The 26945-nt window shown below is 39.3% G+C and carries 22 protein-coding genes and 1 other annotated feature (1 of these 23 only partly in view); of the genes, 12 read left to right on the top strand and 10 right to left on the bottom strand.

Translation table 11 applies throughout. The features are described 5' to 3' along the window. Window positions 1–7 (top strand) — a sequence feature (Thr leader region); it begins 115 nt to the left of the window's first position. A 24-nt stretch (window positions 8–31) separates the two neighbouring features. The 3 genes from thrA to thrC are packed head-to-tail and all read left to right on the top strand — an operon-like array spanning window position 32 to window position 4723. Next, window positions 32–2491, top strand: a complete 2460-nt coding sequence (gene thrA / locus PSF31_RS13535) for a bifunctional aspartate kinase/homoserine dehydrogenase I (RefSeq protein ID WP_096864560.1) — start codon at window positions 32–34, stop codon at window positions 2489–2491. A 3-nt stretch (window positions 2492–2494) separates the two neighbouring features. Next, on the top strand, window positions 2495–3424 hold the full coding sequence (thrB, locus tag PSF31_RS13530; RefSeq protein ID WP_004905678.1) for a homoserine kinase: 930 nt from the start codon (window positions 2495–2497) through the stop codon (window positions 3422–3424). A 3-nt stretch (window positions 3425–3427) separates the two neighbouring features. Next, a complete protein-coding gene (gene thrC / locus PSF31_RS13525; protein ID WP_096864540.1) occupies window positions 3428–4723 on the top strand; it encodes a threonine synthase in 1296 nt (431 codons plus the stop codon). A 126-nt stretch (window positions 4724–4849) separates the two neighbouring features. On the opposite strand, the gene PSF31_RS13520 is transcribed toward thrC, so the two are convergent. From PSF31_RS13520 to PSF31_RS13500, 5 genes are all read right to left on the bottom strand, one after another. Further along, window positions 4850–5518, bottom strand: coding sequence for a hypothetical protein (locus tag PSF31_RS13520; RefSeq protein WP_096864539.1), 669 nt, complete (start codon window positions 5516–5518; stop codon window positions 4850–4852). Window positions 5519–5579: 61 nt separating this feature from the next. Continuing rightward, on the bottom strand, window positions 5580–5819 hold the full coding sequence (locus PSF31_RS13515) for a hypothetical protein (RefSeq protein ID WP_096864538.1): 240 nt from the start codon (window positions 5817–5819) through the stop codon (window positions 5580–5582). A 787-nt stretch (window positions 5820–6606) separates the two neighbouring features. Continuing rightward, complete coding sequence (locus tag PSF31_RS13510; protein ID WP_164561221.1) at window positions 6607–7071, bottom strand: hypothetical protein; 465 nt, start codon at window positions 7069–7071, stop codon at window positions 6607–6609. Between the two features lie 107 nt (window positions 7072–7178). Continuing rightward, window positions 7179–8567, bottom strand: a complete 1389-nt coding sequence (locus PSF31_RS13505) for a Cu(+)/Ag(+) sensor histidine kinase (RefSeq protein WP_004905667.1) — start codon at window positions 8565–8567, stop codon at window positions 7179–7181. Continuing rightward, window positions 8560–9243, bottom strand: coding sequence for a heavy metal response regulator transcription factor (locus tag PSF31_RS13500; RefSeq protein ID WP_004905666.1), 684 nt, complete (start codon window positions 9241–9243; stop codon window positions 8560–8562). Before PSF31_RS13500 ends, PSF31_RS13505 begins: the two co-directional genes overlap by 8 nt. Before the next feature lie 154 nt (window positions 9244–9397). Here PSF31_RS13500 and PSF31_RS13495 point away from each other — a divergent pair, with 154 nt between their 5' ends. Genes PSF31_RS13495 through PSF31_RS13475 form a run of 5 tightly spaced genes read left to right on the top strand, consistent with a single transcriptional unit; the run spans window position 9398 to window position 16037 of the window. Continuing rightward, window positions 9398–10792 carry an efflux transporter outer membrane subunit gene (locus PSF31_RS13495; protein WP_096864536.1) on the top strand — a complete coding sequence of 465 codons (1395 nt, stop codon included), beginning with the start codon at window positions 9398–9400 and terminating at the stop codon, window positions 10790–10792. An 8-nt stretch (window positions 10793–10800) separates the two neighbouring features. Beyond that, a complete protein-coding gene (locus tag PSF31_RS13490) occupies window positions 10801–11142 on the top strand; it encodes a copper-binding protein (RefSeq protein ID WP_232062915.1) in 342 nt (113 codons plus the stop codon). A gap of 17 nt (window positions 11143–11159) precedes the next feature. After that, window positions 11160–12428 (top strand): efflux RND transporter periplasmic adaptor subunit, encoded by a 1269-nt coding sequence (locus PSF31_RS13485; protein WP_096864534.1) that lies wholly within the window; start codon window positions 11160–11162, stop codon window positions 12426–12428. Between the two features lie 3 nt (window positions 12429–12431). Then, a complete protein-coding gene (locus PSF31_RS13480) occupies window positions 12432–15569 on the top strand; it encodes an efflux RND transporter permease subunit (protein ID WP_164561220.1) in 3138 nt (1045 codons plus the stop codon). A gap of 45 nt (window positions 15570–15614) precedes the next feature. After that, a complete protein-coding gene (locus tag PSF31_RS13475) occupies window positions 15615–16037 on the top strand; it encodes a DUF411 domain-containing protein (RefSeq protein WP_004905661.1) in 423 nt (140 codons plus the stop codon). Window positions 16038–16085: 48 nt separating this feature from the next. On the opposite strand, the gene PSF31_RS13470 is transcribed toward PSF31_RS13475, so the two are convergent. Together PSF31_RS13470 and yaaA are read right to left on the bottom strand one after the other, a co-directional pair. Further along, the gene (locus PSF31_RS13470) at window positions 16086–17078 is read right to left on the bottom strand and encodes an aldo/keto reductase (RefSeq protein ID WP_094961928.1); all 993 of its coding nucleotides are present in this window, start codon (window positions 17076–17078) and stop codon (window positions 16086–16088) included. A 191-nt stretch (window positions 17079–17269) separates the two neighbouring features. Beyond that, on the bottom strand, window positions 17270–18046 hold the full coding sequence (yaaA, locus tag PSF31_RS13465; protein WP_004905658.1) for a peroxide stress protein YaaA: 777 nt from the start codon (window positions 18044–18046) through the stop codon (window positions 17270–17272). Between the two features lie 385 nt (window positions 18047–18431). Between yaaA and tal the strand changes: the two genes are divergently transcribed. Together tal and mog are read left to right on the top strand one after the other, a co-directional pair. Beyond that, window positions 18432–19385 (top strand): transaldolase, encoded by a 954-nt coding sequence (gene tal / locus PSF31_RS13460; protein ID WP_036958561.1) that lies wholly within the window; start codon window positions 18432–18434, stop codon window positions 19383–19385. A 190-nt stretch (window positions 19386–19575) separates the two neighbouring features. Further along, entirely contained in the window at window positions 19576–20157 is a 582-nt protein-coding gene (mog, locus tag PSF31_RS13455) for a molybdopterin adenylyltransferase (protein ID WP_004905653.1), read from the top strand. A gap of 78 nt (window positions 20158–20235) precedes the next feature. On the opposite strand, the gene satP is transcribed toward mog, so the two are convergent. Beyond that, window positions 20236–20802, bottom strand: coding sequence for an acetate uptake transporter (satP, locus tag PSF31_RS13450; protein ID WP_096864559.1), 567 nt, complete (start codon window positions 20800–20802; stop codon window positions 20236–20238). 336 nt (window positions 20803–21138) lie between these two features. Here satP and dnaK point away from each other — a divergent pair, with 336 nt between their 5' ends. Then, a complete protein-coding gene (dnaK, locus tag PSF31_RS13445) occupies window positions 21139–23055 on the top strand; it encodes a molecular chaperone DnaK (RefSeq protein ID WP_004905650.1) in 1917 nt (638 codons plus the stop codon). Between the two features lie 111 nt (window positions 23056–23166). Beyond that, on the top strand, window positions 23167–24300 hold the full coding sequence (dnaJ, locus tag PSF31_RS13440) for a molecular chaperone DnaJ (protein WP_004905648.1): 1134 nt from the start codon (window positions 23167–23169) through the stop codon (window positions 24298–24300). A gap of 67 nt (window positions 24301–24367) precedes the next feature. Here the strand turns inward: dnaJ and PSF31_RS13435 are convergent, their stop codons facing one another. Both PSF31_RS13435 and PSF31_RS13430 read right to left on the bottom strand, forming a co-directional pair. Continuing rightward, complete coding sequence (locus PSF31_RS13435; RefSeq protein WP_094961931.1) at window positions 24368–25768, bottom strand: amidohydrolase; 1401 nt, start codon at window positions 25766–25768, stop codon at window positions 24368–24370. 121 nt (window positions 25769–25889) lie between these two features. Further along, window positions 25890–26738 (bottom strand): EamA family transporter, encoded by an 849-nt coding sequence (locus tag PSF31_RS13430; RefSeq protein WP_004905644.1) that lies wholly within the window; start codon window positions 26736–26738, stop codon window positions 25890–25892. Between the last annotated feature and the right edge of the window lie 207 nt (window positions 26739–26945).

Below are 26945 nucleotides of genomic sequence, written 5' to 3'. Positions count from 1 at the left end.
TTTTTTGGTGTTAATTCAGGAGAGAAATACCATGCGTGTGCTTAAATTTGGCGGTACTTCGGTTGCAAATGACGAACGAGTACTGAATGTTGCTGACATCGCTGAAAGTAAACTAGCAGATGGACAAGTGGCTTTGGTGCTATCTGCACCAGCAAAAATCACAAACCATCTGGTTGCTATGATTGAAAAAACGGTTGCAGGACAAGATGTCATCACGCATGTTAATGATGCTGAAATGATTTTTGCTAACCTTTTAAAAGGATTAAAAGAAAAACAACCTGGTTTTGAATATGATCGGTTAAAAAAACTGACAGAACAAGAATTCGCACAAATCAAACAAGTACTGCATGGTATTACTCTTCTCGGGCAATGTCCGGACAGCATTAACGCATCAATTATCTGCCGTGGTGAAAAGCTCTCTATCGCCATTATGGAATCAGTGCTAAAAGCACGCGGCCATAATGTGACGGTTATTAACCCAGTTGAGAGCTTACTCGCGAAAGGTCATTATCTTGAATCTACGGTTGATATAAATGAGTCAACTAAACGTATTGCCGATTTAAATATACCGAAAGATCATTTTGTTTTAATGGCAGGTTTCACAGCGGGTAATGAAAAAGGTGAATTAGTAGTATTAGGCCGTAATGGGTCTGATTATTCTGCTGCGGTTTTAGCGGCCTGCTTACGTGCTGATTGTTGTGAAATTTGGACTGATGTTGATGGGGTCTATACTTGTGACCCGCGTTTGGTGCCTGATGCGCGTTTGTTAAAAGGTATGTCATACCAAGAGGCCATGGAGTTATCCTACTTCGGAGCCAAAGTCCTTCACCCTCGTACCATCGCCCCAATTGCTCAATTCCAAATCCCTTGCCTGATAAAAAACACCACTAATTTAAGCGCTCCAGGTACTTTAATTGGTGATGGGCAAACCGATGAGAGCACGCCAGTGAAAGGGATCACCAACCTGAATAACATGGCGATGATCAACGTATCCGGCCCCGGAATGAAGGGGATGGTGGGGATGGCTGCTCGCATTTTCTCCGTCATGTCTCGCAAAGGGATCTCTGTCGTTCTGATCACACAGTCTTCATCGGAATACAGTATTAGTTTTTGTGTTCCGCAAAATGAGTTAGTGAGAGCTCGCGCTGCACTGGAAGAAGAATTTTACTTAGAGCTGAAAGATGGCGTACTTGATCCACTGGATGTGATGGAGCAGTTAGCGATTATTTCAGTTGTGGGGGATGGAATGCGCACTTTGAAGGGCATTTCGGCGCGTTTCTTCTCGGCTTTAACTCGCGGTAACATCAACATTGTCGCTATCGCACAGGGGTCTTCTGAACGTTCTATTTCTGCCGTTATTGCCAATGAGTCTGCCACAACAGCGGTACGCTTATGTCACCAAATGCTATTTAATGCAGAGCAAGTTATCGAAGCCTTTATCATCGGTGTGGGTGGTGTTGGTAATGCATTAATTGAACAAATTCACCGCCAGCAACAATGGTTAAAACAAAAGCATATTGATCTGCGTGTATGCGGTATTGCAAATTCACGCGCAATGTTAACGGATATGCAAGGGATTGATTTAGATAACTGGAAAGCGGAGCTAGCGGAAGCGAAAGAGCCATTTAGTTTAAGCCGTTTAATTCGCTTAGAACGTGAATACCATTTCTTGAACCCTGTCATTATTGATTGCACATCAAATCAGGAAATCGCAGAGCAGTATGTCAATTTCTTGAAAGACGGCTTTAATGTGGTTACACCGAATAAAAAAGCCAATACATTATCGATGGATTACTACCATCAATTACGTGCGGCAAGTGAAACCTCGAAACGTAAATTCCTCTATGACACTAACGTAGGTGCAGGGTTGCCAGTTATTGAAAACCTACAAAACTTACTGAATGCAGGGGATGAACTGGTTCACTTTAGCGGAATTTTATCAGGCTCTTTATCATTCATTTTTGGTAAATTAGACGAAGGTATGTCTTTATCAGAAGCCACAACACTTGCGAAAGAAAAAGGTTTCACAGAACCAGATCCTCGTGATGATTTATCAGGTATGGATGTTGCGCGTAAATTATTAATTTTAGCGCGTGAAGCGGGTTATCATTTAGAATTGCAAGATATTGAAATTGAACCTGTTTTACCTTCGGACTTTGATAGCAGTGGCCCTGTTTCTGAGTTTATGGCACGTTTGCCACAACTGGACGAGCAATTTGCACAGCGTATAAAAGCCGCAGAAGCGGAAGAAAAAGTGTTACGCTATGTTGGGCTGATTGAAGAAGGGCGCTGCCAAGTGAAAATCGTCGCTGTTGATGGCAATGACCCACTCTTCAAGGTTAAAAATGGTGAAAATGCACTGGCTTTCTATACACGCTATTACCAACCAATTCCTTTAGTATTAAGAGGTTATGGCGCAGGTAATGATGTTACTGCTGCTGGTGTATTTGCGGATATGCTGCGTACCCTTTCATGGAAATTGGGAGTTTAATAAGTGATTAAAGTTTATGCACCGGCTTCAATTGGTAATGTGAGCGTCGGGTTTGATGTCCTTGGGGCAGCTGTTTCGCCTGCTGACGGTTCACTATTAGGTGATTGTGTAACAATTGAAGCTGCGGATACTTTTTCCCTGACGAATCAAGGAAAATTCGTTGCTAAGCTGCCGAAAAAAAATGAACACAATATTGTTTACCAGTGCTGGCAGTTGTTTTGTGAGCGCCTTGGTAGGCCATTAAATGTCGCGATGACGCTTGAAAAAAATATGCCAATTGGTTCAGGGCTCGGTTCTAGCGCCTGTTCTGTTGTCGCTGCACTGATGGCGCTTAACGAATTTGCAGAGAAACCATTCGATGATACTCAACTGCTTGGCATGATGGGGGAGCTCGAAGGGCGTATTTCAGGAAGTGTGCACTATGATAACGTCGCACCGTGTTTTTTAGGTGGTTTGCAGCTGATTATCGAACAAAATGGCATTATTTCTCAGCCTGTACCTGCATTTGAAAATTGGTATTGGGTTATGGCTTACCCTGGAATTAAGGTATCGACAGCAGAAGCGCGTGCGATCCTGCCTGATAGCTATCCACGCCACGATATAGTAAACCATGGCCGATACTTATCAGGGTTTATTCATGCATGCCATACAAACCAGCCGTTACTTGCCGCAACGATGATCCAAGATGTTGTCGCAGAACCTTATCGTACACAATTATTACCCGGTTTTGCGGCAGCACGTCAAAATGCAAAAGAAATCGGTGCATTGGCTTGTGGTATCTCTGGCTCAGGGCCAACATTGTTTGCTATTTGCGATGAGAAACATATCGCTGAAAAAATGGCGAGCTACTTGCAACAACATTATATTCAGAATGATGAAGGCTTTGTGCATATCTGCCGTTTGGATCTGGCCGGGGCAAGGACAATAGGGTAAATAATGAAACTGTATAATTTAAAAGATAACAATGAACAAGTAAGTTTTGCACAAGCGGTTAAGCAGGGGTTAGGTAAGCAACAAGGTTTATTTTTTCCTCAAGACTTACCTGAGTTTACAGCGGCTGAAATCGACGAATTATTAAAATTAGATTTCGTCACACGTAGCAGCCGAATTTTAAGTGCCTTTATTGGTGATGAAATTCCACAAGAAGAATTAGCTGCACGTGTTAAAACCGCGTTTGCTTTTCCTGCGCCAGTTTCTAAGGTTGAAGATGATGTAGCAACGTTGGAGTTATATCATGGGCCAACACTCGCATTTAAAGACTTCGGTGGCAGATTTATGGCTCAGGCATTGGGCCAAGTAGCTGGTGAGCAGCCGGTGACCATTTTGACTGCTACTTCTGGGGATACAGGAGCCGCGGTTGCACACGCATTCTATCGTCTTAAAAACGTGCAAGTTGTTATTCTCTATCCAGAAGGAAAAATTAGCCCGCTGCAAGAGAAACTCTTCTGCACGCTGGGTGAAAATATTCATACGGTTGCGATTAAAGATGACTTCGATGCATGCCAGGCATTAGTAAAACAATCATTTGATGATGAAGAGCTGAAAAAGGCGTTGTATTTAAACTCGGCGAACTCGATCAATATCAGTCGTTTGTTAGCTCAAATTTGTTATTACTTCGAATCCGTCGCGCAGATCCCAGCAGAAAAACGTGATCAATTAGTGATCTCGGTTCCGAGTGGTAATTTTGGTGACCTTACGGCAGGTTTATTAGCTAAATCAATGGGCCTACCGGTTAAACGCTTTATTGCAGCAACTAACGTAAATGACACTGTGCCGCGTTACCTTGTTGATGGGCAATGGAAACCAAAGCAAACTGTGGCAACATTATCGAACGCCATGGATGTTAGCCAGCCAAACAACTGGCCTCGTATTGAAGAGTTATTCCGCCGTAAAGGTTGGTCCCTTGATGAATTAGGCTATGGAGCGGTGAGTGACGACGTGACTAAAGAGACAGTACGTGAATTAGATAAAAAAGGGTATTTATCTGAGCCACATGCTGCGGTTGCTTATCGTGTGCTTCGTGACCAGTTGCAAGAAGGTGAATACGGGCTGTTTTTAGGCACGGCACACCCAGCTAAGTTTAAAGAAAGTGTTGAAGAAATTCTTAATAAGGCAATACCTTTACCGAAAGAGTTAGCAGAGCGTGCGGAACTACCACTCCTCTCACACTTTTTACCATCTGACTTTGCACAATTACGCGCATTTTTAATGAAATTAGCACCTAAGCAATAAAAATTGCAAGTGTACGAAAAACGGAAGCGAAAGCTTCCGTTTTTATTGGTAATACCATCTTTTATAAAGATAATTATATGGTTTCATATTGCCACATCACTTATTCACTTCTAACGGATTTATTTGTCACATTGAGCTAATGCTAATACCATCGTGCCCATCTCTACCGCCATCAGGTCCACCGCGTCCTCCTTTTCCTCCTTGGCTACCATTGCCCCCATTTCCACCATTACCACTACCAGAGCCGTTGCCCCCATTACCTCCGTTACCGCCATTAGTTCCACCATGTCCCCCATTTCCCCCATTTCCCCCATTGCCATTTACAGTTCCATTCCCGCCGTTCCCACCACTACCACCACCATCTCCATCACCGCCATTTCCGCCATCACCTCCAGTTACACTGCCATTACCGCCATTTCCTCCATTGCCATTACTGCCTTTTTCTGCGTTTCCGCCATTGCTACCATTACCGTTATTTGATCCTGTTCCGCCATTCCCTCCATTTTGGCCATCACCACCGTGTCCACCATGACCACCGTTACCACCATGGCCACCTTGACTATCATTTCCAGCGTGACCCGAATTTCCGTTTTGTCCATAACTTACAAAGCTAAAAATTTTAGAATAGTAATATTGGCCATGGAGTATCGAACATACTTTATTATTAATTTCATTAATATTGAGTTCATTTTTTAATAAACAGTTAGATGGAGTATTAAATAAGGAGTGAGAGTATGCTGAAAATGAAATAGAACTAATTAATAAGACGCCAAGTGAAATGTAATTTTTATACATGGTAAATTCCTCCGTTCCCCCCTCATCGAGTGAGGAGGGAAATATTTAGTGACGAGATATATTATCTACCGTTGCCGCCATTACCGCCATTACCGCCGTTACCACCATGGCCGCCATTCCCTCCATTACCACCATTTCCTCCATTACCACCGTGACCGCCATTCCCTCCATTTCCTCCATGGTTTTGTTCATAAATAGTAGAATAAGTCGAAGTATTGTCAGAATGTTTTTCTTGGAAAGAAGTTGCAGATGCTAGAATTGGGAATAATAAAGATACTATGACAATAGATGCTTTATACATATAAAATCCTCGATTAAAAGTTTAAATTGGAGTGAACTGCAAGGAAATTGTAATTCATGATTTTGAATAAGTAATTAATATTTTCATCTAAGAGTGAAATTAAATTTAGTCCACTGTTAATATAAAATAACATTATTTATTTTTTTTGTGCGTATTTTAAATGATTTATTAATAATGAATCATTTGAGATAATTAATTAATAATTTGCCAGGTAATGTTTTGTTTTAAAATTAATTATCATAAGATTAGGGTTTTATGGGGTAGGATAGTAAAGTGGAATATATTAAAATACAATTCCACTTTACCATTGATTTTAACAGCATATAGGCCTATGTTTCCTAATGTAGTATATTAAAAGGATATAAGGCTATATATTATGAAGGGAATTACCTTAAGCTTTGTTTGATGTCTTCTGAATTTTATTTGATGTTCAGCCAAACATCATCATCATCTCCGTTATAGGCTACGTTTACGTCTATATCTAGGATAGGTGGCTCTGGTGGGAAAGGAAGAATAGGAGTAGCGAAAGAGAGAGTTGGAAATAATAAAAATGCAAATATGATTGACTTTTTAAACATATAATCACCTTTTAAAGTTAGTATTGAAATGAACTGCCTAGAAATAATAACTTATTTTTCTTGATGTTCAATAAATATTCAATCAATTTAGTAATAAAAAATGAAATTGGTCAAATAAAATCTATTTGTTGTGTCTATAACTAAATTTTATTTTTTTTAATTTAAAACCATATTAATATTTATTTAATAATATGGTTTTAAAGTTCTAATTAATTATTTTTTGAATATCCTATTATTTTACTTTGTATAGAAGCAGATGAACTATTTTTATGAAAGTTTAACATGGTGACGGCTTTTTCATTTTCATTCATATCGGAAAATGGATTTGCAACTTTTACCATCGATTTTTTATAGTTAGGTGATTGGCTTTGGTGGCTACTGATCATATTCTGCATTACTGGGGAGGTACTATTTTGAGTAAAATTCAATGCGGTAGCAGCTTGAGTATGTCTATCTAATTGAAGAAATGATTGGGTTGAGTTGATATTATCGTTGACTGAAATACCCGCCTTACTCAAGTGGTCATTAATCGATTTTTGATTAGAATACGATGTATTGTTCTCAGTGAAATTTAATGCATTCGCTGCATTATAATGTATTTCTTTTTCTGTTTGAGCGGTTGCTACATGTGTTGTTACAGTCACAAGTGTTAAAGCAAAAATAATTTTTTTCATTACAAATCCTTATTAAGTTAGATAATTTATCTTGTAACTATAATAAGGCTTTATTTCTGTCTGAATACTGACAACAAGATGACAAAATTGCCATTTATGGTAGATATTTAATTTGGTTCCTTAGGTAAAAATACAGTAAAACGTGTTGAAAAATCATCTGATGTTACAGTGATTCTTCCCTTATGCGCTAATATGATTGATTTGACGATAGCTAACCCAATTCCGCTCCCTTCATTTTTTCTTTGCCTTGATTTATCTACTCGATAAAATCTGTCAAAGAGTTTTGCTAAATGTTCTTCTGGTATTTTTATGCCGGGATTGCTGATAATTAATTCAATACCATTTTTTACATTCGAAATATTAATACTGACAGAATCCCCCTTTGGGGTATAGCGGATAGCATTTGATATTAAGTTAGTAATTGCTCTTCTTAACATATCTTTATCGGCCATAATAGGGTCTGTATCACCAATCAGTTTAAGCTTTATTTCATTCTCTTCCGCGAGATATTCAAAATAATCAAATATGAGCTCTATTTCAGTTTTAATATTAATAACTTTTTTTTCAGGGATAAGCCTATTATCATCTGCTTGAGCAAGAAAAAGCATATCAGAGATCATTCGTGATAGACGGTTATATTCTTCTAAATTAGAATATAACACTTCAACGAGTTCTTCTTTACTGCGATTTTTACTCAAAGATATTTGGGTTTCAGTCATTAAATTAGTGATAGGTGTACGCATTTCATGAGCTATATCTGCTGAGAAATTCGTTTGTCTTACGAAAACATCTTCAATTTTGACTAACATCTGATTAAATGATTTTGTTAATTGTTTTAATTCATTAGGTACAGAATCAGGGTCTAAACGCACACTTAAGTTTTCGGAAGTGACATTTTTGATTTCATCGCTCACATCTTTAAGGGGTTTTAATCCTTTAATTACAAGGAAATAAACGACAAGAATAGTAAATAAGCACAATATAATAGCGCTGACAATTAAGTTATTTATTAATGAACTCAGATAATCATGATGAAAATTTAATGATAATGCAGTAACTAATCGGTATTGTTTAGACTCTGAGGGGGAATCTACCTGAATAATAATTTCAGATAGGCGATAATTTTTAAGCTCTTCTTGGTTATTTTTATGAGGATCATAATTTTTTAAGTACGTAATGAGCTTATCTGTTGCATTGGGAGATATTAATTCATTTCCTTTTTTATCAATGAGATAAATAGTAATGTCTTGGTGCTCATTAATAATGGTTTTAATACGTGCATATTGTTCACTTTGTGAGTCTGTATTGTTATTTAACAAGCTACGGATCGTTAGGTTCAACTGGTTAAGTGTGTATTCATCTTGCTGTTTAAAATGCAACATAACCGAATTGATCATGATCGAGCTAAATAGTAACAAGGCGAGGGAGAGAGTAATACTGATCAAAACAATAAGACGAATTGAAATTGAGACAGGAGATCGAAAAAATTTAATCATTTTCAGGGATCTCAAGTAAATAGCCCATTCCCCTAATGGTATGGATCAATTTAGGCTCATAGCCTTGATCTATCTTAGCTCTTAATCTTTTCACTGCTACATCAATCACATTGGTATCACTATCAAAATTCATATCCCACACTTTTGAAGCGATAAGAGAACGAGAAAGTACTTCACCTTGGTGAAGAATAAAAAATTCCAATAAAGAAAACTCTTTACTGGTGAGTATAATTTTATCATTTTCACGGGTAACGCGTCGCTTAATCAGGTCAACATGCAAGTTAGCAATGGTAAACTGTGTTTTTTGGATGCTGCTGTTGCCTCTGCGTAATAAAGTTCTTACTCGAGCGAGTAACTCCGAAAAATCAAATGGTTTAACGAGATAATCATCAGCACCTAACTCTAGTCCTTTGACTCGATGCTCAACATTACCTAATGCAGTGAGCATCAGTATTGGTGTATTTTTTCCTGAATTGCGTAAGCTCTTTGCAATTTCCCAGCCGTTAATATCAGGTAACATCACATCAAGAATAATTAAATCATAGTCTTCAGTTGTGGCCATATGCAGGCCTGTAATACCATTTTCGATTGCATCAACAATAAACCCGGACTCACTTAAGCCTTTAGACAAGTATTCTCTCGTTTTATGTTCATCTTCAACAATAAGTAATTTCATCTCAGACCTATCAGCTGGGTAAATAATGCAGCCATTCTAAGCACTACAGCAACGAAATGTAAAATGACAAATTTGTCATTTTCATGTCATCAATCTAACAGGAGGTCTTTTTTACTATAGCTCCAATTTTAATTACTAGAGGCATGGCTATACCATGTATTCCCCAAAAATATTAATAATAGCTTATGCCTTAACTTTGACGGGCTGTGTTTCGCTCGCTCCTGAATATCAACGCCCTAACCTTAATTTACCTCATCAATTCAATAGTCATTTTTCTGATGCAGCAAAGCAGGCTCAAACTGAATTATTGATCCCTAGTTGGGAACAGTTTATTCAAGACCCTCAAATGAAAAACGTGATAGAAATTGCACTAGAGAAAAACAGCGATTTATACCTTGCTGCGTTAGATGTAGAGGAAGCTCGTGTACGTTTTGGGCTCGCGGGGGCAGAAAAATATCCTCAAGTTAATTCATCGATGAGTGGTGATTATAGTCAGTCGTTAGAGACCGGGTCATCCCTTAATAAGAAATACAGCGTAGGCATTGATATCAGCTATGAGCTGGATTTTTTTGGGCGTATCAAAAATTTATCTGATGCAGACAAAGCAAAGTTTATTGCTTCTCAAGAGATGAGCCGTGCGACACAAATTATCACGATTAAAACGGTAGCAGAAGCGTACTTAGATGTGGTGTATAACCAAAAGCTATTATTAATTGCACAAGAGACGAAACAAAGTTATCTCAATAGTCAATCAATTGTAATGCAAAAAGTGGCGGCAGGAAAAGCCGCGCTATCAGACCTAGAACAAGCTAAAGGGCAAGTACAGTCTATTTCTATTAATATCGAAAAAATTGAAAGTGAAATTGCAAAAAATGAAAATTTACTGAATTTTTTGACAAATGACTATGCAACAAAAATAAACTTAGATCTAGGACGCTACGAGCCAAACTATCCTTTAATTACGACACCTCCAGATATTCCTTCTGAAATATTGCTAAAGCGCCCAGATATTATGGCTGCGGAGCAAAACATTATTTCTGAGAATGCCAACATAGGTGTAGCGAGAGCAGCTTTCTTTCCTTCTATTTCCTTTAATACGGGAATTGCAAATAGTAATGATTCTTTAACGGGGTTATTTGACTCTTCAAATGGTATTTGGAATGTTATTCCTAAAATTACGCTACCTATTTTTACTGGGGGGACAAATAGCCGAAATTTAGAGTTGGCAAATATTAGAAAAAATAAAGCGATTGCTAATTACGAAAAAAGTATTCAAGTGGCATTTCGCGAAGTGAAAGATGCCTTAGTGATCAAATCGAGTTTAGAAAAACAACTTATTTCCCAAGAACAATATGTCAACACGCTGCAAAACGTCTTAACACAGAAACAAGCAAGTTATCGATATGGTGGTTTGAGTTATCTCGACGTTCTCGAAGCACAGCGTAGCTTATTTACAGAACAGCAAAATTTATTGATGTTGAAAATAGAACAGCAGAAGAATGAAATAAATTTATTCTCTGCACTAGGTGGCGGATTAATCAGATCATGAGGGTAAAAATGAAAAAACTAAATACGGTATTTTTTGCAATTTCAATGGCGATGTTAACAGCAACCAGCTATGCAAATGCTACTGAACATAATCACTCTATTTATCCAGAAAAAGCGGCGGAACCAACAATTAACACTGAAGGAAAGCTAATCTCGATTGACAAAGATAATAAAAAATTAACGATAAATCATAAAGAAATAGAAAGCATTGGTTGGCCACCAATGACGATGCGTTTTACATATGAAGATGAAAATATGATCAACGGTTTACAAGAAAATGATGAATTGAAATTTTCATTTGTACAACAAGGTAATCTTTCAATGTTGAAATCCGTCGAAAAAATAAACTAAATAGGTAGAGAGATGTTATGTCATTAGTTAACCTGACCAAATTGCTATTGGTAATTATTTTATCGAGCGTTATTTCAATTTTATTTTACCGTTATTTTTTCGTTATAGAAAATAATAGCCAATCAGTTGAAAAACAAGAACGCACCGTATTGTATTGGTATGATCCCATGTATCCCAATACCAAGTTTGATCAACCAGGGAAATCCCCTTTTATGGACATGGATCTTGTTCCTAAATATGCGGATGAAAACTTGGCTTCAGCGAATAGCAAAGGGGTAACAATTAACCCAACACAGACACAAAATTTAGGGCTTAAAACGGTGGATGTGAAGTGGGGGAAATTAAACTATGACTTAACATTTCCAGCCGAAATTGCGTTTAATGACCATCAATTTGCTATTGTACAAGCACGCGAAAATGGTTTTGTTGAAAAAGTTTATCCATTCACAGTAGGTGAGAGGATCCAAAAAGGTGTTCCTATTGCTGAGCTAACGATCCCTGCATGGGTTGAAGCACAAAGCGAATATCTTGCGCTTAAACAAATGAATGCGAGCCAACAAGATCTTAATAGTGTCATTGAGCGTTTACGTTTAAATGGCATGCCAGAAGGCGCGCTTTCTCAGTTTATTAAAACAGGAAAAGTGCAAACACGTTTTACTATTCAAGCTCCTATTTCCGGGGTAATTACTGCACTTAATCTACGTTTAGGGATGAATGTATCCAAAGAAGTCGTTATCGCACAAATACAAGGAACAGATCCATTATGGATTAATGCATCTGTTCCTCAGTCAGTTGCTGAATTACTTAATCAACAAACACAATTTACAGTTTCTATTCCTGCCTATCCTTCGCAGTTATTTACTGTAAAAAACTGGTTGATATTACCCAGTGCAGATCAAGCAAGTCGTACAATTAATATTCGTACAGAAATTGCTGATCCTAACCATTTATTAAAATCAGGTATGACAGCATATTTAAATTTAGTTGCAGAAGGTAATGAAAGTTTATTGATCCCTTCACAAGCCATTGTGGACTCAGGGAAAGAACAGCATGTTATTGCTGTTGGTGAGAATGGTGAATTTATTCCCAAAAGAGTACGAGTGCTGAGTGAATCTCAACAAATGACAGCAATATCTGAAGGCTTACAAGTGGGTGAGCATATAGTGACTCAGGGTATTTTCCTGATTGATTCTGAAGCGAATATTGCTGGTGCATTAGCCAAGATGGAAGCGCTTCCTGAAGTATCAGCGTCATCTAATCATTCATCACATAAATCTCAGGAGTAGAGTATGTTGGAATGGATTATAAGACGCTCGGTTGCTAACCGATTTCTAGTGTTAATGGGAGTCGTGTTTTTAGTCATTGCGGGTATTTGGAGCATTCGCAGTACACCAGTTGATGCATTACCTGACTTATCTGATGTACAAGTGATCATCAAAACCACTTATCCAGGGCAAGCGCCGCAACTGGTCGAAAACCAAGTTACCTACCCGATAACGACGACGATGCTATCTGTGCCGGGAGCAAAAACGGTGCGGGGGTTTTCTGCATTTGGTGACTCATATGTTTATGTTATTTTTGAAGATAATACAGATTTATACTGGGCTCGTTCACGAGTTTTAGAATATTTAAATCAAGTCCAAAACCAATTACCCAAAGGTGCAGTAGCCTCCATTGGCCCTGATGCGACAGGTGTTGGTTGGATTTTTGAATATGCTTTAGTGGATAAAACTGGAAAACATAATCTAGCAGAACTACGTTCATTACAAGATTGGTTTTTGAAATATGAATTGAAGGCTTTGCCTAATGTTTCAGAAGTGGCAACCGTTGGCGGTGTGGTTAAATCTTACCAAATCTTAGTTGACCCACTCAAGCTCAGCCAATTTTCAGTGACATTACCTGAAATAAAACAGGCCGTTGAAATGGCTAACCAAGAAGCTGGTGGTTCATCGATTGAAATTGCTGAAGCTGAATATATGGTTAGAGCAAGTGGTTATCTTCAATCTATTGATGACTTCAATAAAATCTACCTAAAAACGCCAGAAAATGGTGTACCTATTTACCTACAAGATGTTGCTCGAATACAGGAAGGCCCCGAAATGCGTCGTGGGGTTGCTGAGCTAAATGGAGAAGGTGAGGTAGTTGGGGGAATTATTCTGCTTCGCTCTGGTGAAAATGCACGTAATGTGATTCAGGATGTAAAACAGAAACTTGAAGATTTAAGTGCTAGCTTGCCGGAAGGCATCGAAATTATCACGACTTATGATAGAAGCATTCTTATTGATAACGCGATTGATAATTTAAGTTATAAGTTACTAGAAGAATTTATTGTTGTCGCATTAGTGTGTGCCGTTTTTTTATGGCATTTCCGTTCTGCTCTCGTGGCAATTATTTCTTTGCCCCTTGGATTATTTATTGCCTTTATCGTCATGCGCTACCAAGGAATAAATGCAAATATTATGTCGTTAGGGGGCATTGCAATTGCGATCGGAGCCATGGTGGATGCCGCTATTGTTATGATCGAAAATGCACATAAAAAATTAGAAAAATGGCAACATGAAAATGAAGATAAAGTCATTGATAATGCCCAGCGTTGGAAAGTTATTACGGATTCCGCTGTTGAAGTTGGGCCTGCATTATTTATCAGTTTATTAATTATCACATTGTCTTTTATTCCTATCTTTACGTTGGAAGGGCAAGAAGGCCGTTTATTTGGTCCACTTGCATTCACAAAAACCTATGCCATGGCGGGTGCTGCGGCTTTAGCGCTGATTGTTATTCCAATTCTAATGGGATATTGGATCCGCGGTAATATTCCAAATGAAAATAAAAACCCACTGAATCGTTGGTTGATCTCACTCTATAGCCCTATTTTAATTAAGGTATTAGCGTGGCCGAAAACCACCTTATTAATTGGTTTCTTATCTTTATTTACGGTGATATGGCCATTAAAAAATTTAGGTGGTGAATTTCTTCCTGCAATTAATGAAGGTGACTTACTTTATATGCCTTCAACATTACCGGGTGTTTCGCCTGCACAAGCGGCATTTTTACTACAAAATACGGATAAGTTAATCAAAACTATTCCAGAGGTGGATACGGTATTTGGAAAAGTTGGTAAAGCTGAAACAGCAACGGATTCAGCCCCGATGGAAATGATTGAAACAACGATACGTTTGAAGCCGCAAGCACAGTGGCGAGAAGGAATGACACTCGAAAAAATTATTGATGAGCTCGATGAAACTGTACGTTTACCTGGGGTTGCAAACTTATGGGTTCCACCTATTCGTAACCGTATTGATATGTTATCTACGGGAGTCAAAAGTCCTATAGGTATTAAAGTATCAGGCAGGGATCTTGAAGAAATCGATGCATTAGCCCAAGAAATTGAAAAAGTCACAAAATCGGTACCGGGGGTGGTTTCAGTTTTGGCTGAGAGGTTGGTAGGCGGACGCTATATTGATGTCAAAATTGATAGAGAAAAAGCGGCTCGTTTTGGTATGAGTGTCAGCGACGTACAAGTGTATATTTCAATGGCCACTGGTGGGGAAATGATTGGGGAAACAGTTGAAGGGATTGAGCGTTACCCAATTAGCATAAGATATCCTCAAGATTACCGAAATAGTGTATCTGCGATGAAGTTATTACCAATTTTAACGCCAAACAAACAGCAAATAGTACTTAGTGATGTTGCAGATGTCTCCGTGAATATGGGCGCTCCCATGTTGAAAACAGAGAACGCCAGACCGACTAGTTGGATTTATATTGATGCACGTGATCGTGATATGGTTTCTGTTATTAAAGATATTGATACAGCAATAAAAGATAATATTCAAATGAGGCCGGGTCTTAGCTATTCCTTTACGGGGCAATTTGAATTACTCGAAAGGGCTAACCAAAAATTAATGTTAATGGTTCCCGCGACCATCATGATTATTTTTGTACTACTTTATTTAGCCTTTAGACGATTTAGTGAAGCTTTACTGATTTTATTAAGTTTACCTTTTGCTTTAGTGGGCGCGATTTGGTTCCTTTATTGGATGAACTTTAATTTATCAGTTGCAACAGGAACTGGATTTATTGCATTGGCAGGTGTCGCGGCTGAATTTGGCGTAGTTATGTTGATTTATTTACGCCATGCAATCGAAGATAAAGAAAAACAGCAAGGAATAAGCAAGCTATCAAACCAAGATTTAGACCGTGCATTATATGAAGGTGCAGTTTTACGTGTTCGCCCTAAAGCCATGACGGTTGCCGTAATTTTAGCCGGTTTATTGCCAATATTACTTGGAACAGGAGTCGGTTCAGAAGTGATGAGCCGTATTGCTGCACCGATGATTGGTGGAATGATAACTGCACCGTTATTATCCCTATTTATCATTCCTGCGGCTTATAAATTAATCTGTCAGTTACGCCATAAAAAATAGACACTTTTTAAGTACTAGTCATTATTATTGATAAGGTAAATAGCAATGAAGAAGATAATTTTAGGTGGAATGTTTTTACTGTCATTTTCTGCATTTTCTCAAAACCAGAGCGTGCAATTGTATAAAGATGCAAACTGTGGTTGCTGCCAATTATGGGGAGAAGGAGTTAAAAAAGCAGGGTATGACGTTGTGGTCAATGAAATCAGTTATGATGAGTTGAACAAACTGAATGATGAGCTGAATGTGCCTTATAACTTACGCAGCTGCCATATCGCTAAATACAAAGGTAAAGTGATTGTTGGCCATGTTCCTGTCAGCAGTCTTGATGCGATTGATGCCTTACCAGCGGATGTGGTAGGGATTTCTGTTCCGGGTATGCCAATTGGTAGCCTAGGGATGGAGCAGCCAGATGGCCGTACTCAGCCTTATTCTGTGGTGCAGTTTAAAGCAAATGGGGAATATCGTTAATTGAGATAAAATTTATTAAGTTGCAGGATATCCTGCAACTTGTGTGTTTTATTCGCCTTCTAATATTAATTCGATGGCTTTGAGCTCTTCTTGCGTAAAATTACGATTTTTTAGTATCCCCATTGCATCATCAATTTGGCTGATACGGCTTGCGCCAATGAGAACGGAAGTGATCCTGTCGTGTCTCAGTAACCATGCTAATGCCATTTGGTTTAGCTTTTGTCCTCTTTTTGTTGCCAGTTCATTCAGTTGTTTAACCTTTGATAAAATGTTTGACGTGAGTCTTTCTGGGGGCAAAGAAGGATTACCTGCAGCACGTGAATCAGCAGGGATGCCATTAAGGTAGCGATCGGTTAATATCCCACCAGCCAATGGAGAGTATGCGATAGAGCCAACGCCTTCTTCTTCCAGTAAATCGAGTAAATCTTCTTCGGGAGTACGTTCTAGCATGGAATATCTAGGTTGGTGAATCAGGCAAGGGGTTCCTAATTCATTGAGAATATTAATGGCTTCTTTGGCTAAATTGGTTGGGTAATTAGAAATCCCCACATACAGGGCTTTTCCTTGGCGAACTATGAGATCCAGCGCTCCCATGGTTTCTTCTAATGGAGTATTGGGATCAGGTCGATGATGATAAAATATATCTACATAATCTAATCCCATTCGCTTTAAACTTTGGTTTAGGCTTGCAACTAAGTATTTTTTACTTCCCCAGTCACCATAAGGGCCATCCCACATAGTGAAACCCGCTTTTGATGAAATAACCATTTCATCGCGATAAGGCAGAAAATCCCGCTGCATAATTTTGCCAAATGTACTTTCGGCAGAGCCTGGTGGTGGCCCATAATTATTAGCAAGATCAAAATGGGTGATCCCAAGGTCAAAAGCATGGCGAAGCATGGCTTGGCAATTATCAAAGGGTTTGTTATCGCCAAAGTTGTGCCATAACCCTAATGAAATCAGTGGCAAGCGTAATCCGCTACGGCCACATAAACGATATTCCATTTCAGTATAGCGCTTTGATGATGCAACATAAGGCATACTTCACCTCCAAAATAGTGGGTAAAACTCAATTTATACTGTCATAAAGCTAAAAAGTAGGCTGAGGAATCAATGCTAATTTGTTCTTGACTAGAAGGTTTATGAGTAAATTGTGATAGAGCCCGAAAAAAGAGTGAAGTATTTTGGCATTCGTGGGTATCGGCTGCGTACCAATCCCCACGTTTTGTATATTAGGCTTGCTCTGAGCGGGTAAATACCAGCTCGTTACCTTTAGATTGGCTTTCATCAAATTGATAGCCTTCTAAATTAAAATCAGCCAGTTGGTCTGTTTTCGTTAATTTATTTTGGATGATAAAGCGGCTCATTAAACCCCGCGCTTTTTTTGCATAAAAACTGATAACTTTATATTTACCATTTTTTTCATCAAGGAAAATAGGCTTGATAATTTGCCCGTCCAATTTCTTTGTATTCACCGATTTAAAATATTCATCTGAGGCAAGGTTGACTAATATTTGATCTTTTTGCTCCGCTAATGCGTGATTTAATTGCTTGGTGATGATGTCTCCCCAAAACTCATATAAATCTTTTCCACGGGTGTTTTTTAATCGAATTCCCATTTCTAAGCGGTAAGGTTGCATTAAATCTAGCGGTCTTAAGATACCGTAAAGACCTGATAATATGCGTAAATGAGATTGAGCAAACGCAAAATCGTCTTGAGAAAAGGTTTCTGCTTGCATACCAGTATACACATCCCCTTTGAAGGCAAGGATCGCTTGGCGTGCATTTTCTGGGGTAAAGTCCGCATGCCATTCTGCAAAACGGGCAGCATTGAGCCCCGCAAGCTTGTCACTAATTTTCATTAAACTGGCAATATCTGCAGGGGTTAATTTACGACAGACATTAATTAATTTTTGTGACTCAGTAAGTAATTCAGGCTGAGTAAACTGCTGTGTCGCAAGTGGGCTTTCGTAGTCTAATGTTTTTGCAGGTGAAATTGTAATAAGCATGACTTGACCCTTTATAAAGAATGATACTGCTTACTTTAGCAAAAATTCTTCCTAATTGGCTAATTGATACGATAAGCCAAACCAATATTATTCTTTATTACAATGACAGCACAATATAACTAGCTAAAAGGATTCAGTTTCTAATTGGCTAGCGAAATCGATTGCCAATCAAATAGTTGCTTTTGACTAGATTTACTTGCTTGCAGCAATATGGATGCATGATATTATCTGTAGACGGTGCGGCGATAGCCACAATTCCTTTATAATACGCAAAGTAATTCAAGTTGCAGTTTGTTAGCCTACACCACAAGAGTCGCAAGAATTGTAGGTAGCTAACCACCGCTACAACTTGGAATATGACGGGTATAACAACGAGATTAAAGAAATGACCGATAAACTAACCTCATTACGTAGTCTGACAACTGTTGTTGCTGATACTGGCGACATCGAAGCGATGAAGCTTTACAAACCACAAGACGCGACCACAAATCCCTCGCTGATCTTAAATGCTGCACAAATTCCTGAGTACCGTAAATTAATTGATGAAGCGGTAGAATGGGCTCGTAAGCAAAGCAATAATCGCGAGCAACAAATTGTTGATGCTTGTGACAAGCTGGCTGTTAATATCGGTCTGGAAATTCTGAAATTAGTTCCGGGTCGTATTTCTACTGAAGTTGATGCGCGTCTGTCTTATGATGAAGAAGCTTGTATTGCTAAAGCGCGTCACTTAATCAAAATGTATAACGATGCAGGCATCAGCAATGACCGTATTCTGATCAAACTGGCTTCAACTTGGCAGGGTATCCGTGCTGCAGAGAAACTGGAAAAAGAAGGCATTAACTGTAACCTGACTTTATTATTCTCTTTTGCTCAAGCTCGTGCTTGTGCGGAAGCGGGTGTATACCTGATTTCTCCATTTGTGGGCCGTATTCTTGACTGGTACAAAGCGAATACAGATAAGAAAGAATTCGCACCACATGAAGACCCAGGTGTGGTTTCTGTTACTGAAATCTACAACTACTACAAAGCTCACGGTTATAAAACTGTGGTTATGGGCGCAAGCTTCCGTAACGTGGGTGAAATCATTGAACTAGCAGGTTGTGACCGTTTAACTATCTCTCCAGGCTTATTAAAAGAGCTGTCTGAATCACAAGGTGAATTAGTACGTAAACTGACTGATACAGGTAAAACTAAAGAGCCAGGCGCTAAGTTGACTGAAGCAGAGTTCTATTGGCAGCACAACCAAGACCCAATGGCGGTTGATAAACTGTCTGACGGTATCCGTAAGTTTGCAGTAGACCAAGAAAAACTAGAAAAAATGATTGCAGACTTACTGTAATTTATTTCATTTTTCCTTAAAACCCAGCCTGTTGGTTGGGTTTTTTTATGCCTATTTTTCATTGAGTTAGTTCTCAATTTCAAGATATAAAATCAAGGGCGCTTTATACAATCGTTCATCATGGTATGATATTGCCCCTGTTTATTATTAAGTGAACAGTTTTTGATTGAATAATTTCTTTGAGGTTTGTATGGATGAATTGCGCATAGGTCTGGTTTCCGTTTCTGATCGTGCTTCGAGTGGTATTTATGAAGACAAAGGCATTCCCGCATTAGAAGAGTGGTTAGCGAAAACGTTGACAACCCCTTTTCGTATCGAAACTCGCCTGATCCCTGATGAGCAAATCATGATAGAGCAAACATTATGTGAGCTGGTGGATGAGTTTGCTTGCCATTTAGTCCTAACCACAGGCGGCACAGGACCTGCTCGCCGTGATGTCACGCCTGATGCAACCCTTGCGATTGCAGACCGTGAAATGCCAGGTTTTGGCGAACAAATGCGCCAAATTAGCCTAAAGTTCGTCCCTACTGCGATACTGTCACGCCAAGTAGGGGTAATACGCAACCAGGCTTTGATTTTAAATTTACCTGGGCAGCCTAAAGCGATCGCGGAAACTCTGGAAGGTTTAAAAGACAAAGAAGGGAATGTGGTAGTTTCTGGTATTTTTGCCAGTGTTCCTTATTGTATTCAATTGCTTGACGGCCCATATGTAGAAACAGACCCTACGGTTGTGAAGGCATTTAGGCCTAAATCCGCAATTCGTCCTGAATAGTTTGCGATGTAATCAGGTGAGGCTTAGCTCACCTGATTAATAATATTTAATGCATAAAATCACATACGTTAGTTAAATTTAACCACGTTGGCCAATCGGTAATACCGTTTTGCCATATTGCTCATTTAATATTTCTGCGACCGCTAAATAAAATGCGCTAGCGCCACAGATAATTCCTTCAAAACCAGCAAATTTTAGTAATGCTGCATTTCCCGTAATATTGCCAATCGCTAATAAAGCGAATAATACAGTTAAGCTACCAAAGACAAATTGCAAAACAAAATTAGCTTTGAAGGTTCCTAAAAACATGAAAAAGGTAAAAATTCCCCAAATAGCGAGGAAAACACCTAAAAACTCAGGTGAAGTTGCTTCGGCTAATCCCATTGAAGGCAAAAATAATAACCCCACTAATGCAATCCAAAACATACCGTAAGAGGTAAATGCAGTTGCACCGAATGTATTGCTTTTTTTGTATTCAATCAGACCTGCAATAAATTGAGCAATACCACCATAAAAAATGCCCATACTTAAAATAACGGATGAAAGAGGGAAAAAACCTGCATTATGAATATTCAGCAGGATGGTTGTCATACCAAAGCCTAGTAAACCAAGTGGGCCTGGATTTGCAAGAGAGCTAGACTGCATATAACCTCTGGTAAAATATAAAAAATTCAAATAGATAAAAAACAAAAAGGTTTTGCCAAAGTGACAGCGGCGGCGCATCATACGCAGTTTTAATTGTTTAAACCATGATCACAAGACAGGTTTTTTTGCAATAAATGCAAATTTTTTTGATTCTCCCCCTTGATGAATGAATTTGTGACCCCATCTTAAAAGCATCAACTGATATCAATCCAAATTATTGCGTATTGAAAAATAATTTAGGCTCAGAGTGAAAACTCCCTTGAAAATGAAATATTGAGCCTCATATAGATTGATATCGAAATCATAGTGAAAAGAATTCCTTTGGAGGCGTTTTAGATGGGTAAAATTATTGGTATCGACTTGGGTACAACTAACTCATGCGTTGCAATTATGGATGGTACTACAGCTCGTGTTCTGGAGAACAGCGAAGGTGATAGAACTACTCCTTCCATCATTGCGTACACTCAAGATGGTGAAATTTTAGTTGGTCAGCCAGCGAAACGTCAGGCAGTGACTAACCCAGAAAATACTTTATTTGCAATTAAACGTTTGATTGGTCGTCGTTTCCAAGACGAAGAAGTTCAGCGCGACGTTTCTATCATGCCATATAAAATCATTGCGGCTGATAACGGCGATGCTTGGTTAGATGTGAAAGGCCAAAAAATGGCTCCACCACAAGTTTCAGCTGAAGTTCTGAAAAAAATGAAGAAAACAGCAGAAGACTATTTAGGTGAGCCAGTAACAGAAGCAGTTATTACTGTACCAGCTTACTTTAACGATGCTCAGCGTCAAGCGACTAAAGATGCTGGCCGTATTGCTGGTTTAGAAGTAAAACGTATCATTAACGAACCAACAGCAGCTGCATTAGCATACGGCTTAGACAGAGAAGTTGGTAACCGTACTATCGCGGTTTATGACTTAGGTGGTGGTACATTCGACTTATCAATCATCGAAATCGATGAAGTTGATGGCGAAAAAACGTATGAAGTTCTGGCTACCAATGGTGACACACACTTAGGTGGTGAAGACTTTGATACACGTTTAATCAACTACTTAGTTGAAGAATTTAAGAAAGAACAAGGTGTTGACCTGCGTAACGACCCGTTAGCAATGCAACGTCTGAAAGAAGCTGCAGAAAAAGCGAAAATTGAGCTGTCTTCTGCACAACAAACAGATGTTAACCTGCCGTATATTACAGCAGATGCAACAGGTCCTAAACACATGAATATCAAAGTGACTCGTGCGAAATTAGAGTCACTGGTAGAAGATTTAGTTAAGCGTTCTATGGAGCCAGTTAAAGTTGCTCTGCAAGACGCAGGCTTAAGCGTGAGCGAAATCAACGATGTTATCTTAGTTGGTGGTCAAACACGTATGCCAATGGTTCAAAAAGTTGTTGCTGATTTCTTTGGTAAAGAACCACGTAAAGACGTTAACCCAGATGAAGCGGTTGCAATGGGTGCGGCAGTTCAAGGTGGTGTTTTAGCGGGTGATGTTAAAGACGTTCTGTTACTTGACGTAACTCCTCTGTCTTTAGGTATCGAAACCATGGGTGGCGTGATGACTTCGTTAATTGCGAAGAATACCACTATCCCAACTAAACATAGCCAAGTGTTCTCAACAGCTGAAGATAACCAAGCAGCGGTAACTATCCATGTTCTGCAAGGTGAGCGTAAACGCGCAAGTGACAACAAATCACTGGGGCAGTTTAACTTAGATGGTATTCAACCTGCACCACGTGGTATGCCACAAATCGAAGTGACTTTTGATATCGATGCGGATGGTATCTTGCATGTTTCTGCTAAAGATAAAAATAGTGGACGTGAGCAAAACATCACCATTAAGGCTTCTTCAGGCCTGAATGATGAGGAAATCGAAAAAATGGTACGTGACGCAGAAGCAAACGCTGAAGCTGACCGTAAATTTGAAGAGCTAGTTCAGGTTCGTAACCAAGCTGACCAATTAGTTCACGGTACTCGTAAACAAATCGAAGAAGCCGGTGATAAATTACCAGCTGAAGATAAAGCGAATATCGAAAAAGCAACTTCTGAATTAGAAGCAGCAGCAAAAGGTGAAGACAAAGCGGATATTGAAGCGAAAATCCAAGCTTTAGTCACGGCATCTGCAAAACTTCTGGAAATCGCACAGCAACAAGCTCAAGCGGGCGGTGCAGCTGGCGCTGGCGCAGAAGCGAAAAAAGATGATGATGTTGTTGATGCTGAATTCGAAGAAGTTAACGACAAAGACAAAAAATAATGCCCTTAGCGGGCGCAGTAGCTATAGCAAATGATAGTTAATGGTTACTGATACCGGATACGGGCGTCGAGGCAACTCTACGCCCGTTCCGCATGTTAAGGGTAAAATTAAATGGCAAAAAGAGATTTTTATGAGGTATTAGGCCTCGAAAGAAATGCATCGGATAAAGATATTAAGCGTGCTTATAAGCGCTTAGCGATGAAGCATCACCCTGACCGTAATCAGGGTGATAAAGGTTCAGAAGATAAATTTAAAGAGATCAAAGAAGCTTACGAAGTTCTTTCTGACGAGCAAAAACGTGCGGCTTATGACCAGTATGGTCATGCTGCGTTTGAGCAAGGTGGAATGGGCGGAGGCGGTGGCTTCGGTGGTGCGGACTTTAGTGATATCTTTGGTGACGTCTTCGGTGATATTTTTGGAGGCGGCCGCAGACAGCAGCGCCCAAGCCGTGGTTCTGATCTACAGTACAACATGGAACTGACTCTCGAAGAGGCTGTCCGTGGAGTGACCAAAGAAATCCGTATTCCAACCTTGGAAACCTGTGACGTTTGTCATGGTAATGGTGCGAAACCAGGAACTAGTGCGGATACGTGCTCAACCTGTCACGGTATGGGCCAAGTCCATATGCGCCAAGGCTTTTTCTCTGTACAACAGCCTTGTCCAACGTGTCATGGTCGCGGTAAAGTTATCAAAGATCCATGCAACAAATGTCATGGCCATGGCCGTGTTGAAAGATATAAAACACTGTCAGTTAAAATTCCAGCAGGTGTAGATACAGGTGACCGTGTTCGCTTGTCAGGAGAAGGTGAGGCCGGAGAAAACGGGGCACCAGCAGGAGATTTATTCGTTCAGGTTCATGTGTTGCCTCATAATATTTTTGAGCGTGATGGTAATAACCTGCACTGTGAGGTTCCAATTAACTTTGCTGATGCAGCACTGGGTGGCGAAATTGAAGTACCAACCCTTGATGGCCGTGTAAAACTGAAAATCCCAGCAGAAACCCAAACCGGTAAAATTTTCCGTATGAAAGGAAAAGGTGTGAAATCGGTACGTGGTGGTCTGCAAGGTGATTTAATGTGCCACATTGTTGTTGAAACCCCCGTTAAACTCAATGAGAAACAAAAAGAGTTGCTCAAAGAGTTTGGTGAATCATTAGGTGGAAAGAGCGGTGAGAAGAACAGCCCGCGCTCTAAAAGCTTTTTAGATGGCGTTAAGAAATTCTTTGATGATTTAACTAATAAATAATTAGTTAATAATTGGAAAAGCTAGAATGGCTGACTGAGCATATTGCCAAGTCAGCCATTTTTTTATCTTATTTTACGACTTCACCACTAGCAACCACAGTTTCGCGGACTTTACTGGCAAAATCTTGAGCTTCTTTGATAATTGTATTTTCATCAGCAGTCAGTATTTTACGGTCTTGCATCAATACCTTGCCATCAACAATAGTATGGCGAACATTGGCTCCATTTGCGCCATAGACTAATGCGGCATAGGGGCTATACATAGGAACCATATTTGGTGATTTGGTATCAATAACAATGATATCAGCTAATTTCCCTGCTTCGAGAGAGCCGAGTTTGTCTTCCATATGTAATACCCGCGCAGAGCCCATGGTCGCCATCTCAACAACAGTGATTGGTGGCATCGCTGCTCTATCTTTATTGGCTAGTTTGTGAATTTTACCGACTAAATTTAGCTCATTTAACGTCGTTAGCGTATTACTCGACATTGGTCCATCCGTTCCCAAACCAACGCGGATCCCCTTTTCCAGCATGGTTGTCACAGGGGCAACACCTTTAGCAGACTTAGTATTCGCACTGATATTATGCGCAACGCCGACATCATACTGCTTGAGTAGATCCATATCCTTTTCATCAACCATAATGGCGTGCGCTGCAATAACTTTATTATTCAGTGCGCCAATGTCAGCCATATATTGTACAGGGCTTTTCCCTCCTGTACGTTTGGCTATTTCTTCTTGTTCACGGTCAGTTTCCGCCAGATGGATCATTACTGGAACATTAAGTTCTTGAGATAATTTTGCTATTTTCTGTAAATGCTCTGTTGTATTGGTATAAGGCGCATGAGGCGCAAAAGCAGGGGTGATACGTGGGTGATCTTTGTATTGATTGATAAAGTTGACTGCATAATCGATACCTTCATCTGCATTTTTTGCATCAGCGACGGGAAATTGAATCACTGATTCCCCAAGAACCGCTCTTAGTCCAATTTTATCAACGGTTTTAGCCACTTCATCTTCAAAGTAATACATATCAACGTAAGTTGTGACGCCACCTTTAATCATTTCAATATTCGCAAGGTTGGCCCCAACTCGTACCATTTCACGGGAAACCATTTTATTTTCTAATGGGAAAATATAACGGTGTAAACGGTCTGGCACATCATCGGCTAAGGAACGAAACACGGTCATAGATGCATGTGTGTGAGTGTTAATTAGCCCTGGCATGACAATATCGCCATTAACATTCAGGACATTAGGTGCTTGATAATTTTGAGCAAGTTCAGGGCCACCAACCGCAATAATTTTATTGCCTTTGATGACAACCGTGCCATGGTCAATAACCTGTTTTTTAGCATCCATTGTTAAGATGGTTCCATCTACGATTATGGTGTCCGCGGGGATAGCTGAAAAACTAGGAAAAGAAGCACTAATAATGGAAATAGCCAGTAAAGATTTTAAAAGCGACATTTTGGCCTCATATCTGGTGAGAAAATATAACAATTATGGGTAAATAAAAAGCAATAATACGATTTTGAATAAAGCTAAATTAGTTGCTTGATAACCAAACATTCAAATAATAACAATTTTATTAATGACTTAATTTTGCTAATAAAACACCAAAAACAATAACAACACAGGCAATGACTCGCATGACGTTGAATTTTTCTTTAAGAAAAGCAATGGATAAAAACATGGCAAATAGTACGCTAGTTTCTCTAACTGCGGCGACCATGACAATCGGTGCTTGGCTCATCGCCCATATGGCAATGCCATAGCTAATGAGTTGCATTAACCCACCTAGCAACCCTGAACGCCAGTATTGTTGAATTCCAACAAGTAAGGCACCACGATATTTGATAAGGCCAGGTACAGCTAACACAATCCCATTTAAAAGAAACAACCAAAGTGTGTACACGACAGGGTCTTCACTTGCTCTGGCACCATAGCCATCGGATAGGGTATAGCAAGCCGTAAAGAAGGCGGTTGATAAGGCAAAAACTAGTGCTTTTCCCTTAATATTCAATGTGAATTTTTTACCTGCAAAAGCAATGAGCACTACGCCACTAATAATGCACAAAACACCAATAAGACCCATTAGTGGAATTAGCTCATTAAATAGCAAAGCACCTAGTACTGCTGTCATTAATGGCGCAGAACCACGTGATATTGGGTAAATTTGGCTTAAATCGCCATGTGTATAAGCCTGACTTAAAAAATAGGTATAGCCAATATGAAACAGTACCGATAACGCTAACCAATGGATAGCTTCTGGTGATGGTAGGCCTAACCAAAGTATTGCTGGTATCGCTAAGGCGCCAGAAAAAACAGAAATCATGACTAGGCCGAAAAAACGGTCATTACCAAATTTAACTATAGCGTTCCAGCTTGCATGGCAAAAAGCTGCAAACAGCACAGAAAGTAATACGTAAGTTGTCATCGTTAAATTGTAATCATTAGTATTTTATTAGCAATCTAAACACATTGTTTTGCGAAACGTTTGGCAAATATTTTGTAAATAGTCTTCCATATTTATCGTTTTTACAAAAGGTATCGAAGAAAGAAACAGGCAAGTTTTTCTTGTGCAAATAAAAGGGATAAATTTTGATGTACTAGAAAAGTTGAATTTATAAAGTCTGTTTATCAC

Source organism: Providencia sp. PROV156, from assembly GCF_028480905.1.
In the GTDB taxonomy this organism is placed as follows: Bacteria; Pseudomonadota; Gammaproteobacteria; order Enterobacterales; family Enterobacteriaceae; genus Providencia; species Providencia hangzhouensis.
This window is presented reverse-complemented; position numbering and strand designations above follow the sequence as displayed.

What these genes read in the sequence shown, in the direction of transcription:
- dnaK (WP_004905650.1), top strand. Translation starts at nt 21,139, where the DNA reads ATGGGTAAAATTATTGGTATCGACTTGGGTACAACTAACTCATGCGTT.
- PSF31_RS13495 (WP_096864536.1), top strand. Translation starts at nt 9,398, where the DNA reads ATGTATTCCCCAAAAATATTAATAATAGCTTATGCCTTAACTTTGACG.
- satP (WP_096864559.1), bottom strand. Translation starts at nt 20,802, where the DNA reads ATGCAGTCTAGCTCTCTTGCAAATCCAGGCCCACTTGGTTTACTAGGC.
- mog (WP_004905653.1), top strand. Translation starts at nt 19,576, where the DNA reads ATGGATGAATTGCGCATAGGTCTGGTTTCCGTTTCTGATCGTGCTTCG.
- thrA (WP_096864560.1), top strand. Translation starts at nt 32, where the DNA reads ATGCGTGTGCTTAAATTTGGCGGTACTTCGGTTGCAAATGACGAACGA.
- PSF31_RS13470 (WP_094961928.1), bottom strand. Translation starts at nt 17,078, where the DNA reads ATGCCTTATGTTGCATCATCAAAGCGCTATACTGAAATGGAATATCGT.
- thrC (WP_096864540.1), top strand. Translation starts at nt 3,428, where the DNA reads ATGAAACTGTATAATTTAAAAGATAACAATGAACAAGTAAGTTTTGCA.
- PSF31_RS13430 (WP_004905644.1), bottom strand. Translation starts at nt 26,738, where the DNA reads ATGACAACTTACGTATTACTTTCTGTGCTGTTTGCAGCTTTTTGCCAT.
- PSF31_RS13515 (WP_096864538.1), bottom strand. Translation starts at nt 5,819, where the DNA reads ATGTATAAAGCATCTATTGTCATAGTATCTTTATTATTCCCAATTCTA.
- PSF31_RS13505 (WP_004905667.1), bottom strand. Translation starts at nt 8,567, where the DNA reads ATGATTAAATTTTTTCGATCTCCTGTCTCAATTTCAATTCGTCTTATT.
- PSF31_RS13485 (WP_096864534.1), top strand. Translation starts at nt 11,160, where the DNA reads ATGTCATTAGTTAACCTGACCAAATTGCTATTGGTAATTATTTTATCG.
- tal (WP_036958561.1), top strand. Translation starts at nt 18,432, where the DNA reads ATGACCGATAAACTAACCTCATTACGTAGTCTGACAACTGTTGTTGCT.
- PSF31_RS13510 (WP_164561221.1), bottom strand. Translation starts at nt 7,071, where the DNA reads ATGAAAAAAATTATTTTTGCTTTAACACTTGTGACTGTAACAACACAT.
- PSF31_RS13500 (WP_004905666.1), bottom strand. Translation starts at nt 9,243, where the DNA reads ATGAAATTACTTATTGTTGAAGATGAACATAAAACGAGAGAATACTTG.
- PSF31_RS13490 (WP_232062915.1), top strand. Translation starts at nt 10,801, where the DNA reads ATGAAAAAACTAAATACGGTATTTTTTGCAATTTCAATGGCGATGTTA.
- yaaA (WP_004905658.1), bottom strand. Translation starts at nt 18,046, where the DNA reads ATGCTTATTACAATTTCACCTGCAAAAACATTAGACTACGAAAGCCCA.
- PSF31_RS13480 (WP_164561220.1), top strand. Translation starts at nt 12,432, where the DNA reads ATGTTGGAATGGATTATAAGACGCTCGGTTGCTAACCGATTTCTAGTG.
- PSF31_RS13520 (WP_096864539.1), bottom strand. Translation starts at nt 5,518, where the DNA reads ATGTATAAAAATTACATTTCACTTGGCGTCTTATTAATTAGTTCTATT.
- PSF31_RS13475 (WP_004905661.1), top strand. Translation starts at nt 15,615, where the DNA reads ATGAAGAAGATAATTTTAGGTGGAATGTTTTTACTGTCATTTTCTGCA.
- dnaJ (WP_004905648.1), top strand. Translation starts at nt 23,167, where the DNA reads ATGGCAAAAAGAGATTTTTATGAGGTATTAGGCCTCGAAAGAAATGCA.
- PSF31_RS13435 (WP_094961931.1), bottom strand. Translation starts at nt 25,768, where the DNA reads ATGTCGCTTTTAAAATCTTTACTGGCTATTTCCATTATTAGTGCTTCT.